The 12076-nt window shown below is 62.0% G+C and carries 13 protein-coding genes; 4 read left to right on the top strand and 9 right to left on the bottom strand.

The window, feature by feature from the left end:
- Nucleotides 1–29: 29 nt before the first annotated feature.
- From ACQZAB_RS02525 to ACQZAB_RS02540, 4 genes are all read left to right on the top strand, one after another.
- On the top strand, nt 30–1523 hold the full coding sequence (locus ACQZAB_RS02525; protein WP_428386801.1) for a glycosyl hydrolase: 1494 nt from the start codon (nt 30–32) through the stop codon (nt 1521–1523).
- An 87-nt stretch (nt 1524–1610) separates the two neighbouring features.
- Nucleotides 1611–2075 (top strand): DUF3568 family protein, encoded by a 465-nt coding sequence (locus ACQZAB_RS02530; protein ID WP_428386803.1) that lies wholly within the window; start codon nt 1611–1613, stop codon nt 2073–2075.
- A complete protein-coding gene (locus ACQZAB_RS02535; RefSeq protein WP_428386805.1) occupies nt 2072–3853 on the top strand; it encodes a peptide ABC transporter substrate-binding protein in 1782 nt (593 codons plus the stop codon). Before ACQZAB_RS02530 ends, ACQZAB_RS02535 begins: the two co-directional genes overlap by 4 nt.
- 104 nt (nt 3854–3957) lie before the next feature.
- The gene (locus tag ACQZAB_RS02540; RefSeq protein WP_428386807.1) at nt 3958–5328 is read left to right on the top strand and encodes a trypsin-like serine protease; all 1371 of its coding nucleotides are present in this window, start codon (nt 3958–3960) and stop codon (nt 5326–5328) included.
- A 16-nt stretch (nt 5329–5344) separates the two neighbouring features.
- Here ACQZAB_RS02540 and ACQZAB_RS02545 read toward each other — a convergent pair whose 3' ends face one another.
- The 9 genes from ACQZAB_RS02545 to ACQZAB_RS02585 all read right to left on the bottom strand — a co-directional run bounded on the left by ACQZAB_RS02545 (nt 5345) and on the right by ACQZAB_RS02585 (nt 12067).
- Entirely contained in the window at nt 5345–6625 is a 1281-nt protein-coding gene (locus ACQZAB_RS02545) for a citrate synthase (protein ID WP_428386808.1), read from the bottom strand.
- 98 nt (nt 6626–6723) lie between these two features.
- The gene (locus ACQZAB_RS02550; protein ID WP_428386810.1) at nt 6724–7158 is read right to left on the bottom strand and encodes a GNAT family N-acetyltransferase; all 435 of its coding nucleotides are present in this window, start codon (nt 7156–7158) and stop codon (nt 6724–6726) included.
- Nucleotides 7159–7196: 38 nt separating this feature from the next.
- Nucleotides 7197–8747 (bottom strand): F0F1 ATP synthase subunit alpha, encoded by a 1551-nt coding sequence (atpA, locus tag ACQZAB_RS02555; protein WP_428386812.1) that lies wholly within the window; start codon nt 8745–8747, stop codon nt 7197–7199.
- Between the two features lie 30 nt (nt 8748–8777).
- Nucleotides 8778–9362: an ATP synthase F1 subunit delta gene (gene atpH / locus ACQZAB_RS02560; protein ID WP_428386814.1), complete on the bottom strand. Its 585-nt coding sequence runs from the start codon at nt 9360–9362 to the stop codon at nt 8778–8780.
- Between the two features lie 46 nt (nt 9363–9408).
- Nucleotides 9409–10029, bottom strand: a complete 621-nt coding sequence (atpF, locus tag ACQZAB_RS02565) for a F0F1 ATP synthase subunit B (RefSeq protein ID WP_428386816.1) — start codon at nt 10027–10029, stop codon at nt 9409–9411.
- A gap of 30 nt (nt 10030–10059) precedes the next feature.
- Nucleotides 10060–10317 (bottom strand): ATP synthase F0 subunit C, encoded by a 258-nt coding sequence (atpE, locus tag ACQZAB_RS02570; protein ID WP_428386818.1) that lies wholly within the window; start codon nt 10315–10317, stop codon nt 10060–10062.
- Between the two features lie 69 nt (nt 10318–10386).
- Nucleotides 10387–11373 carry a F0F1 ATP synthase subunit A gene (gene atpB / locus ACQZAB_RS02575; protein ID WP_428386820.1) on the bottom strand — a complete coding sequence of 329 codons (987 nt, stop codon included), beginning with the start codon at nt 11371–11373 and terminating at the stop codon, nt 10387–10389.
- Nucleotides 11370–11828 (bottom strand): hypothetical protein, encoded by a 459-nt coding sequence (locus ACQZAB_RS02580; protein WP_428386822.1) that lies wholly within the window; start codon nt 11826–11828, stop codon nt 11370–11372. Before ACQZAB_RS02580 ends, atpB begins: the two co-directional genes overlap by 4 nt.
- Nucleotides 11825–12067, bottom strand: coding sequence for an AtpZ/AtpI family protein (locus ACQZAB_RS02585; protein ID WP_428386824.1), 243 nt, complete (start codon nt 12065–12067; stop codon nt 11825–11827). Before ACQZAB_RS02585 ends, ACQZAB_RS02580 begins: the two co-directional genes overlap by 4 nt.
- Between the last annotated feature and the right edge of the window lie 9 nt (nt 12068–12076).

Genomic DNA, 12076 nt, shown 5'->3' on the forward strand with positions numbered 1-12076 from the left:
ACACCAAGGACCTGGAACACAAGCAGACCATGTACAGCAGCAACGGCTTTATCCGCTCGGACATCGGTGACGTCGACGTCGTTTACCACGATGGGGTTTTCCACCTGTTCCACCTGGTGCTGCCCAACCACGACGTCATCGCCCACGCCATCAGCAGCGACGGCATGCAGTGGCGGCGGGTTCCCAATGCTATGTTCGTCGGCGACCCGGGCTGCTGGGACGACGACATGCTCTGGACCATGCACGTCACAAAAGACCCGGCCTCGGAAGAAGGCTGGCGGATGCTCTACACGGGCCTCCAGCGCAAAGAAGCCGGCCGCGTCCAGCGCATCGGCGCTGCCAAGTCGGACGACCTGATGAACTGGCAGCGCGTCGATTGCGAAACCCACGAGCCCCGACCCGGCAAGAACGAATACCCGCTGGCCGCACCCGGCAAATGGTACGAGTCGAGCCCGGACGAGGGCCGACAATGGGTCAGCTTCCGCGACCCGTTCCTGTTCGAACACGAAGGCCAGCGACGACTGCTCTTCTCCGCCCGCACCAACCAGGGACCGCTCATCCGACGAGGCTGCGTCGGACAGGCTCGCGAAGTCGCTCCCGATGTCTTCGAGTTCGGCCCGCCCCTCTACCAGCCCGGCCTCTATGACGACGTCGAAGTCCCGGGGCTCTACAAAGTCGGAGACCGATTCTTCCTGCTCGGCTCGATCCGCGAAGACGTGAAAGTCCACTACTGGTACGCCGACACGCCAAACGGTCCCTTCGAGAACTATGCCGACAACGTGCTGCTGCCCAAGGGCAACTACGCAGCCCGCTGCTGCCACGACGGCCGCGGCTGGCTGATCTTCAATTTCTTCTCGATCGGCAGTCCCGACGACGGCCGGAAGAACTTCCTACCACCCCCCAAACGTCTGGACGTCAACCCACAGGGACGCCTGTGTCTGCGCTCCTACGAACACTTCGACAACCTCGAAGTCAAACCCGCCGAGCCCACCGATCCGGGGCAGTACCGCCGGCTGTTCGGCAATACCTATGGCCGCGTCGAGCTGATCGAAGGTGGCGTCCAGCTGTCCTGCCAAAGCGGCTACGAAGCCTTCGTCGTCAAATCAACCCACCGCGACTTCCGCCTGCGCTGCCGCATCCAGCTCGACGGCGCCGGCAAGTGCGGTCTGGTCCTCCGTATCGACGAGGAAGCCAACGGCTACTTCCTCAGTCTCGATCTGTTCAAAGGCGTCGCCCAGATCCGCGCTTGGGGAGCCAGCGCGCTCGCGCAGGGTGAATCGGCCTTCGAGTATCGCCAGCTCCAGGCCGGCTACTTCGTCCCCAGCCCAGGCGAGCCCGCCGAACTGGAGGTCATCGCCTACGGCCAATACCTCGAGTGCTCACTCAATGGCTACGTCCTCCTGACACTCGTCGACGAACGCTACGCCGAAGGCGCTGTGGGTTTCTACGCAGAAAGCGCCTCGCTCCGCGTCCAGGAGATGCGCATCGCGGAACTCCACGAGCCAGAATCCGAACTGTTCTAAGGCCGCCTGAGCCTCCACAGCCAGGGCTGCGAGGCTTGGGGATACCGCTAAAATAGAGCTATGCGGAAGACACAAAGAAGTATCGCTATGGCGATGTTGGTCACGTTCTCGGTGGTTTCCAGCGGCTGTATCGCAGCCGGAGCCCTGACAGCGGCGTCCATCGCCTCCATCGCTGGCGCCTCTCTGACAGCCGCCGACAAGGGCTTTGCCTACTGGCGCGGAAGCAAACTCCACTACATCGACGAATCCGACATCACCACGATGCGCTGGGCCGTCGAGAACACCTTCGAGCGACTCGACCTCGGCGTCAAAAAGACCAAACACCGCCCCGAGGAAGAAACCTACTACTGGGTGGTCGTCGACCAGGAAGGCGATGAGATCGCCGAGATCACGCTGACGCCCATCACCTCGCGGATGATACGCGTCACCTTGGATGTCGGCTTCTTTGGCGACAAACCCTCAGCACGGCTCGTGGCCGATCGGATTCACCTCAACAAACAGCAGGCGTCGACGGATATGCCCGGCGGCGTCGTTTCAGGAGGCAACGGATGATGCGCGGCTCAAACCAGCTCCTGGCCTGTCTCCTGGGCGCCCTGATCGCCTTCGCAACAGGCTGTGGTTCGGGTGAATCGTCCGACAGCGCTGCGCCCGAAGGCAAGCAGCGACTCGTCTTCATCGCCAATCAGGAACACAACAGCCGCGACCCCCAGCGGATCACCTGGACCCAGGACATACGCCTGGCCGACTGCCTCTTCGAGCCCCTGGTGGTCGCCGACTACGTCAGCATGCAACTGAACCCCGGCACCGCCGAACGCTGGGAAGTCAGCGAAGACGGGCTCACCTACACGTTCCACATCCGCGAGAACGCCCGCTGGAGCAACGGCGATCCGGTCACCTCTCACGACTTTACCTACGCCTGGCAGCGAGCCATGCTCCCCGACTTCGCCGCCGGGTACGCCCAGTTGATGTTCGTCATCCGAGGCGCCGCCGACTTCTTCGATTACCGCTCCGCCCAGATCGCCGATTACATCCAACGCGATACCGAAGGCCAGATCGTGCCTTCGGCCGAAGAACTCTGGGCAGACGCCCAAACGCACTTCGAGCAGACCGTCGGCATCGAGACCCCCGACGACCGCACGCTCGTGGTCCACCTGGCCAAACCAACGCCCTACTTCCTCGACCTCGCCGCCTTTGCCACCTTCATGCCCGTACACCGCGAAAGCGTCGCGGCCGAAACCCGCATCGTCGAAGCCACCGGCCAGCTGACCATGGACACCGGCTACTGGTCGGACCCCGACCGACTGATCGTCAACGGCCCTTACGTGCTGGAGGAATCCGTCTTCCGCCAGCGAAACGACCTGCGGCCCAACCCGATGTACTGGGACGCCGGCTCCGTGCGCAACAGCGGCATCCGCGAACGCATCATCACCGACCCGAGCGCGGCCTTGCTCACCTACCAGACCGGCGAGGTGCACTACTGGCCCCGCGTCCCAACCGGCTCGCGGATCGCCGCAGACCTCGCTGCCAAGCCAGACCGAGGCGACGTCCACGCGCAACCGATGGCCGGCACCTTCTTCCTGAATCTCAACTGCCAGCCCCAGCTCTGGGATGGCCGCGAGAACCCGCTGGCCGATGAGCGCGTCCGACAAGCCCTCTCCATGGCGATCGATCGGAGCCTCATCGTCCGCAACGTCACGCAGATGGGAGAACCCGTCGCCTCCACATTCATCCCGCCCGGCGTTGTCGCCGGCTACAACCCGCCCGCCGAAGCCGGCTTCGGCTTCGACCCGCAGGCAGCCGCCGCCCTGCTCGCAGAAGCCGGCTATCCAAACGGTCAGGGCCTCACCGGCCTGGAGATCCTCTACCGCACAGACTCTGGCGAGGACGGCATCGCTCAGGTCATCCGCCGCATGTGGGAAGACCACCTGGGCCTGTCCGTCCGCCTCACCGGACTCGAAAACCGCGTCGTCGTCGAGCGGGTCGTTAACCGCGAGTTCACCATCGCCCGCGGCTCCTGGTATGGGGATTACCCCGACCCGACAACCTGGCTCGACCGCCTGCGCAAGCCCGTCGGCAAGTCCGGCAACAACGCCAGCGGCTGGGATCACCCCCCCTTCGATGCCCTCATGAACCGCGCCGCGCTGGAATTGGACCCCACAGCCCGGCTCGCCCTCCTCCGAGACGCCGAGGCCATGATGATCGAGGCCCAGCCGATCCTCGTGCTCTTCCACTATGTCAGCCTGAATCTCTACGATCCGGGACGGCTGGACGGCATCCAAAACAACCCCTGGTTCCGCGAAAGGCTCCACCTTGTCGCTGTCAACCCCTGATCGCGAGTTTTTCGCAATCTTGAGTGGCACACACCGCTTCCATCAGTACTTTGTAGATACGACCATTTGTAAGGTCATGGGCTTCGGGGATTTGGGAGATCCTCTTGCTTAACCCACCGCGCCTGGTTGGCCCGCTACTCAGCCTCTGTCTGGCAGCCACGGCGGGTGCGGTGAGCATCCGTCACGACCAGTCCGAGGTGGGCTACGCAGCCCTCGCCAACGATACAGCCTTCGATCCGGTCGGCCAGATGTACGGCTTCGTCGCCGGCCAGGGCACGCTCGCCTGCTCCGGCACGCTGATCAACAACCAGTGGGTGCTGACCGCCGCACACTGCATCGATGGCGTCGATTTCGAGGGGGGCGGGCTCCACCAGCTCCGCATGGTCATCGATGGACAACTCCGCTACGTCAAGCAGTGGATCCCCCATCCCGGCTGGGCAGACACCGAAGGCGATTTCGTCGGCGGCTTCGATATCGGCCTCATGCAGCTCTCGACTCCGCTCGAAGATGTCACCCCAGCGACCCTCCTCGAAGAACGCACCCAACCTGGAGAACAAGCCGTCTTTGTCGGCTTCGGCGTGCCCGGCAACGGCATCGAAGGAGCATTCTCAGCCGGCGAACTGGGCACCAAGCGGGCGGCCACAAACGCCCTCGACGCTCTGGGAGCCGAAGGCTTTCCCTTCCCGCCCGGACACATCCTCGTCAACGGCTGGTCCGCCAACATCGTCGCCGCCGACTTCGACGAACCCGGCAACACGGACGCTTCCAGCACCGGCGACACCAACCCCCTGCCACTCGAAGGCGCCGTGACCGGCGGCGACTCAGGCGGCGGCCTGTTCGTCGAACGCAATGGCACCTACCAGTTGGCCGGCGTCACCTCCTTCTCCGCCAGCTTCGACGGCGAGCCGGACGGCAGCTACAGCGACCTCTCGGGCTTCACCCGCATCTGGCCGCACCTCGACTGGATCGGCTACACGATCTTCACCGAAACCGAAGCACTCGGCGATTACACGCTCGATGGTCTCATCGACGCCAACGACATCGACTTCCTCTACGAGGACTTTCGCGACCCCTTCCTCGACCGCAAAGGCATCGGCACAATCGCCAATATCGACGCCGTACGAGGAACCATCGGCGACCCACGCTACGACCTCACCGGCGACAACCAGGCCAACCTCATGGATATCGTCGAACTGGTCACCAACATCCTCGCCACCGATTTCGGCGACGCCGACCTGGATGGCGACGTCGACCTCATCGACCTCTCAACACTCGCCGACAACTTCGGCACCGACGATGCCGGCTGGGCTGGCGGAGATTTTGACGGCTCCGGCTTCGTCGATCTGGCCGACCTCTCGCTGCTCGCACAACGATTCGGCAGCGGCTCGTTGCTCGCCATCCCCGAACCAGCCTCGCTGGTCATAGCAACCACCCCGCTCCTCCTGCAACGCCGACAAACCCGGCATAACGAATGAACCACCGCCTGGACGGTCAGGCCAGATGTCGCTCGGCAGGACCCGTGTAGATCTGCCGCGGGCGGTAGATCTTGCTGTCGCGGTCCCGGACTTCCTTCCAGTGAGCAATCCAGCCGGGCATACGGCCGATCGCAAACATTACGGTGAACATGTTCACCGGAATACCGATCGCACGCATGATGATGCCGGAATAGAAATCAACATTCGGGTACAGATTCCGCGAGACAAAATAGTTGTCGGCCAGCGCCGTTTCTTCGAGCTTGCGCGCCAGGTCGAGCAGCGGGTCATTAATACCCAGCTTGTTCAATACCTTGTCCGCAGAGGCCTTGAGAATCTTAGCGCGGGGATCGAAGTTCTTGTACACCGGGTGCCCGAATCCGAACAACCGGTATTCTTTCCGCTTCACCCCTTCGATGAACGCTTCGACGTTCGTCTTGGAAGCATGGATCTCCTGAAGCTGGTTCATGATCGCGACGTTCGCGCCACCATGAAGCGGGCCCCACAAAGCACACACACCCGCAGCACAACTGGCGAACAGATTCGCTTGAGAGGAACCAACAAGCCTGACCGTCGAAGTCGAGCAGTTCTGCTCGTGATCGGCGTGAAGGATGAAAATCAGATTGAGTGCGTCCACCACCTCCTGCTCAGGCACGTGGGGCTTCTTCGGCACCGAGAACATCATGTGCAGGAAGTTCGCGCAGTAGCTGAGCTTCGGGTCCGGGTACATGATCGGATGCCCGATCGAGGTCTTGTAAGCCGCCGCCGCCATGGTCCGCACCTTGGACAGAAGCTTCGCCGAGGTCAGCTCAAAACTCTTCTCATCGTGCTCCGCTGTCACCTCCGCCTGATAGCAGGACACCGTGTTGATCATCGCCGACAACACCGCCATCGGATGCGCGTTCGATGGGAAGCCGTCGAAAGACTGACGCATGCCCTCGTGCAGCATCTGGTGCTCGGTCAGCAGTCCCCGAAAGCGTGCCAGTCTCTCAGGGCTGGGCACCTCGCCCTCGATCAGCAGCAAGGAGGTCTCCACAAAACTCAGCTTCTCAGCGATCTCCTCGATCGGATAGCCGCGGTACCGCAGAACCCCCTTCTCGGGATTGATGAAGGTGATGTTCGACTCGCAGGCTCCCGTGTTGCGATAGCCCTCATCCAGCGTGATCGCCCCCGTTTGCGAACGCAGCCTGGTGGTGTCGATCCCGACCTCGCCCTCGGTGCCGATGGTCACCGGTGCGTTGTAGGTCTTCCCGCCCACTTCGATGTGTGCGGTCTGCTGAGCGTCGGTCTGCGTCGTCATGGTCTTCCTCTTTGAGCCCCTGAATCCCGTCGTGCTTCGTATGGAACAGTGTACGGGGGCAATCTGACGGCTGCCAGATTCCAACAACACCCGCCCCGTCAGGGTTTGCACATCAGGACATGCTCGATCCCCGCCTCCATGAACACAGCCCCCTCTCGCCGCCACCCGAGACCGGCATACCAGCCCTCGAGTTGAACCTGCGCGTGCAGCGTGGCCGGCTGCCCCGCTAGCCGCCGATCAATCTCGCTCATCAGCCGACGGCCAAGACCCCGGCCGCGCTGGGCCCCGGCAACACACACCCGGCAGACCTTGGCAGGTCGCTCTGACGTGCCCGGCAGTACCCGTGCCGTCGCCATGCAGTGGTCACCCTCATAGATCAGATGGAAGACCGCAGCGGGGTCGTAATCATCGACTTCGGGTTCAGCGGTGATCCGCTGCTCAACCACAAAGACCTCACACCGCAGCCGATAGGCATCGTGCAGTTCGCGAGGTGTCAACGCCTCAAACGGCTTCACGATCGAACGCAGAGTCATATAGGTGGCTCCGCGATGGCTCTAGCTTCTGTTGAAGGTCAGCCCCGCGGCTGCCACCCCGACTTGAAGCTCTCGATGGCCGAGCTGAACTCCTCGCCCAGACCCTTCTTGAACGTGTTCTCCTCGACCAGACGGTCGCGAAGCGCCTTGCCCGGGCCCATAAAGTGCCGGACCAGGTCTTCCGCAAAATGCGGGACCTGCTCGTTGGTCAGATCGTCGAGGAAGCCCTTCGAGCCGGCAAAGATCTGGATGACCTGATCGATGACATCGATGGGCTGGTACTGCGGCTGCTTCAGCAGCTCCACCATCCGCGCCCCGCGATCCAGCTGCCGCTGGGTCGCCTTGTCGAGATCCGTGCCGAGTTGCGCAAACGCCTCAAGCTCACGGTACGACGCAAGGTCCAGACGCAGCGAACCCGCCACTTCCTTCATAGCCTTGATCTGAGCGTTACCACCCACACGAGACACGGAGATACCCACGTTCACCGCCGGCCGAACACCCGCGAAAAACAGCTCCGGCTCCAGGTAGATCTGACCATCGGTGATCGAGATCACGTTGGTCGGGATGTACGCCGAAACGTCGCCCTCCTGCGTCTCGATGATCGGCAGCGCCGTCAGCGAACCGCCGCCATTCTCATCGCTGAGCTTGGTCGCACGCTCCAGCAGCCGAGAGTGGAGATAGAACACGTCACCCGGATAAGCCTCACGACCAGGCGGGCGCCGCAGCAGCAGCGACAGCTGCCGGTAGGCATTCGCCTGCTTCGAAAGGTCGTCGTACACGCACAAAGCGTGCTCGCCCTTCCACATGAAGTACTCGCCCATCGCACAACCGGTATACGGCGCGATGTACTGCATCGGAGCCGGGTCAGACGCCGCCGCCGAAACCACCACGGAGTATTCAAGAGCACCGTTCTCACGAAGGGCATCAACGACTGCGGCCACCGTCGACTCCTTCTGCCCCACCGCCACATACACGCAGTAAACCGGCCCGTCTTTCGCGCCTTCCTGATGGGTCGACTTCTGATTGATGATGGCGTCGACCGCCACCGCCGTCTTGCCGGTCTTGCGGTCGCCGATGATCAGCTCACGCTGGCCACGACCCACGGGAATCATCGCATCCACCGCCTTGACACCGAACTGCATCGGCTGCGTCACGGGCTGACGGGCGGCAATGCCCGGCGCGATGATGTCGACCTTCCGCATCTCGACGTTCTGAAGCGGACCCTTGCCATCGATCGGCTCACCCAGACCATTGACCACACGCCCCAGCAGACCCGGGCCAACCGGCACGGAGAGCAGTTCACCGGTCGAACGAACCGTCATCCCCTCCTTGATCTTCAGGTAGTCCCCGAAGATGACCGCACCGACAATGTCCTGCTCAAGGTTGAGGGCCTGCCCCCGAACCGAGGTGCCGTCACCAAGGTCGAACTCGAGCATCTCCGCGGCCTGAACCTGCGAGAGGCCGTAGATACGGGCGATCCCGTCGCCGACTTCCACAACCTGCCCAACCTGTGAGACCTCAAGCTCGGTGGCGTAACGCTCGACTTCCTGCTTGATAACGCTGGTGATCTCGTCGGTATTGATCTTCATCTCTTGATTGCTTTCCTGGTGGCTCTACACCTACGCGGTCTGACGCGCCTGAACGCGTCCGGCATCCATCATCCGGTGTGACATTTTTCGTAGTCGGGTCGCAACGCTCGCATCGATCTGCTGATCGCCGATCCGCGTCACCATCCCCCCAATCAGCGAAGGATCCACCTTCGTGGTCAAAGCGATCTGCTTGCCAAGCGCCTCGCCCAACTTCTGCTCAAGCAACTGACGGGACTGGTCATCCGGCTCGACAGCCAGCGTCACAGTCACATCTTCAATTCCCATGCTCGCCCGGTACTGCTGACTCAGCGAAGCGATCACACCCCGCAGATCCGAAAGCCGATCCTTCCGGTTCAGCACCTGGATGAACCGGTAAACCAGATCGTGCACGTGAGGCTTGAGCACACGCTCAATCACACCCGCTCGCTCCGGTGCTCCCAACGCATGACCATCCAGAAGCCTGCCAAGACCCTCACGATCGGCCAGCAGCCCTTGCAGCGACTGCATCTGCTCGACCACGCCCGCGGCTTCCCCCGCGGCCTCGGCCATCTCCAGAAGAGACTGCGCATAGACCCGGGCTACGGCGTCGATTGTTACGTCGGTGGTCTGTGCCACGTACAAGTCTCTCCAAACCCACGGCGGCAAGGCCGTGCGTCATGCTTCAGTTACGCTGCGCCTGATCCTTGAGCCGGGTCAACGACTCATCGATGAGCTGACGCTGATCATCAGCGGAAATCTCACGCTGAAGGATCTTGCCCGCCACCTGAGTGGCAAGCTCCGCGGTCCGATCATAGATCTCGGCTACAGCCTGCTCTTTCGCCGAACGGATGTCCGCCTCGGCACGGGCCTTCACCTGCGCCAGTTCGGCATCGGCAGAAGCCTTAATCTCTGCGGCAGCCCGCTGAGCTTCCGACCGGCTCTCATCGATGATCCGCTGAGCCTCACGGTTGGCCTCGGCCAGTTGCTGCTTCAGCTCGTCGGCCTTGAGCGCCGCTTCCTTCGCCGCGCTCTCGGCACTCAGAAGATCATCACGCATCTTCTGCTCACGAGCCTTCAGCCCGTTGAGCACCTGCGGCCAGACCACCTTGTAAAGGAAGGTAAACAGCAGCAGGAAGACGATCAGGTTCCAGACCGCTGAACCAGTATCGACGTTCAACAGAAAAGGCGTCTCGCCCTTCGCGTCGTCCGACTCACTGGCGGCCTGAACAACCGAAGGCATCCACATAATGGAAGCCGTAGCCGCCAGCCCCAGGCCGATGATCCGGTTCGCAACAGCGTTCATAAGGACTCCGTCAGATCGATCGCTTCAGGATCAAACAAAGGACAGAACGAGGGTGAGCACCAGCGCGATGACCGTCACACCTTCGATCAGAGCGGCCGAAACAATCATGTTGGTGAAAATGTCACCCTTGGCCTCAGGCTGACGAGCAATCGACTCGACCGCACTGCCACCAATCCGACCAATACCGATCGCCGCACCGATGATCGCGAGGCCCATGCCAATGGCCTGCCCCATGGTCGAAAGGCCACTTCCGGCTTCCTGAGCCAGCATAAGAATCTGTTCCAGCATCTTCGAATCGCTCCTTTGTCTACGGACGGCCCCGAGTTTCCAGATCGGCGGCCTTCAGGGTTTGAGTGCTTAAGGGGTCAGTGCCTGGGTCGCCGCCCGGGTCTCACTCCGCGAGAGCTCGTGCTCATGTTCGAGCGGGTCCTCGTGGTGATCGTGATCCGTGACTGCGGTCATGGCAATAAACAAGGTCGTCAGGTAAGTGAAGATGAACGCCTGCAGGAACGCGATGAAGAGCTCCAGCAGCGACAGCGCAAAATTCAGGAACACCACCCCGATCCCGACGCCGTACCCCACCGTCGCGTCGTAATCCTGAGCGAAAATAAAAATCATCCCGACCAGCGCCGCCAGCACGAGGTGCCCGGCCAACATCGTCCCGAACAAACGAACGGCCAGCACGACACTCTTGATGAGCAGACCGAGCCACTCGAGGAAGAACAGCGGGATACCCACGATCAGCATCTTCGGGTCGTTCCAGCCGAGCGGGTTGAAGTGAGCCAGAAAATGCTTGAGGCCCGTCTCACGGATCCCGATGTACAAAATCGCGATGAACGAACAGAGCGCCAGCGGGGCGTTCAGCGACAGGTTGCTCGTCGCCGTACCACCAAACTTGCCCCAGAAGTAAGGGTCCTCGGCACCCACCAGCAAAGCCACCGACTTGGCGAAGTACCCAATCGGAACCATCCCCAGCACATTGCAGGTCAGGATGAAGAAAAACACCGTCCAGATGTACGGGATGTACTTCTCGGTCAGATGCTTGAGATTCGGCCGCGCCACATTCTCAAGAATGAACTCGCACATCGTCTCGAACAACTGCGTGATCGAGCCCTTCGTCACGTAGCTCTCGGCATCAGTCCCGCTCCGACGCATCCGCCCGGCGAACCAGTAGGCCACCAGAGCCACCAGCACGGCCGCAAACGTGCCCATCAGCAGGTGGTTGGTGATCGTGAAACCACCGATCTCAAAAATGTCCTTCGGCAGAACACTCTCAAGTGGATTGGATGCCGCAAGCAGCGTCGTAACCATCATCGCCGTCGCAATCTCCGTGGAGTGGATCACCGCTCGCTGGGAACGGGCCGAGTAAGGTACAACAAGTACGCCTCGGCTGCCATCAGCACCAGATAGGCCGCCAAGGCCGTGAGAATCAGCGGCAAACGCGGCAAAGCCGTCACCTCGAGAATCACCGCCACCCCCGTCACCGAAACCAGCAGACGAACGGTCGTCGCGAGTATCGGGGCCATCATCGGCACGCCCGACCCCGGTTTCACACGGTCCGGCAAAGCAATCAGCACCCAGGCCAGAGCCGCCGCAACCCCACAAACCACCCACCCGCTCAGCAGGCTAGGCAGCCAGCCGGGCTGTCCCGCCAGATAACCAATCAGAGCCGACACCCCCGCCCCCAGCGTCGTCGTCAGCGACAGATAGAAAACCCCATGCTCGAGCCCAACAGCCAGCGGGGGCGGAGCCGAAGCGCTGCCAGACTCGCTTGCTTGTTCTGAAGGGGGCTGTGTCATGACCGGTCCTGCTCGCTTCGACGGTTGTCCCGCTGCACCCTGACGACGAGCTTGGTCAGGCTCAGCCCGCCGGAAATCACACCAATCGCCACACCCGCCAGCAAGCCCCAGGGCGTCGTGCCCCAGGCGTGATCAACATACAAACCAATAACAATCGGAACGACCACGCCTCCGGCCAGTTCCATGCCGAAGGCCGCGTAACGCGTGGCTGCAGACCCAGAGCCCGTAGAAAGGGGCATCGCCGGGCT

Origin of the sequence: Mucisphaera sp. (assembly GCF_965279675.1) — a bacterium.
GTDB lineage: Bacteria > Planctomycetota > Phycisphaerae > Phycisphaerales > Phycisphaeraceae > Mucisphaera.

Coding starts and splice junctions, on each gene's coding strand:
- ACQZAB_RS02525 (WP_428386801.1), top strand. CDS start 30: ATGTACAGCAGCAACGGCTTTATCCGCTCGGACATCGGTGACGTCGAC.
- ACQZAB_RS02530 (WP_428386803.1), top strand. CDS start 1,611: ATGGCGATGTTGGTCACGTTCTCGGTGGTTTCCAGCGGCTGTATCGCA.
- ACQZAB_RS02535 (WP_428386805.1), top strand. CDS start 2,072: ATGATGCGCGGCTCAAACCAGCTCCTGGCCTGTCTCCTGGGCGCCCTG.
- ACQZAB_RS02545 (WP_428386808.1), bottom strand. CDS start 6,625: ATGACGACGCAGACCGACGCTCAGCAGACCGCACACATCGAAGTGGGC.
- ACQZAB_RS02550 (WP_428386810.1), bottom strand. CDS start 7,158: ATGACTCTGCGTTCGATCGTGAAGCCGTTTGAGGCGTTGACACCTCGC.
- atpA (WP_428386812.1), bottom strand. CDS start 8,747: ATGAAGATCAATACCGACGAGATCACCAGCGTTATCAAGCAGGAAGTC.
- atpF (WP_428386816.1), bottom strand. CDS start 10,029: ATGAACGCTGTTGCGAACCGGATCATCGGCCTGGGGCTGGCGGCTACG.
- atpE (WP_428386818.1), bottom strand. CDS start 10,317: ATGCTGGAACAGATTCTTATGCTGGCTCAGGAAGCCGGAAGTGGCCTT.
- ACQZAB_RS02580 (WP_428386822.1), bottom strand. CDS start 11,828: ATGACACAGCCCCCTTCAGAACAAGCAAGCGAGTCTGGCAGCGCTTCG.
- ACQZAB_RS02585 (WP_428386824.1), bottom strand. CDS start 12,067: ATGCCCCTTTCTACGGGCTCTGGGTCTGCAGCCACGCGTTACGCGGCC.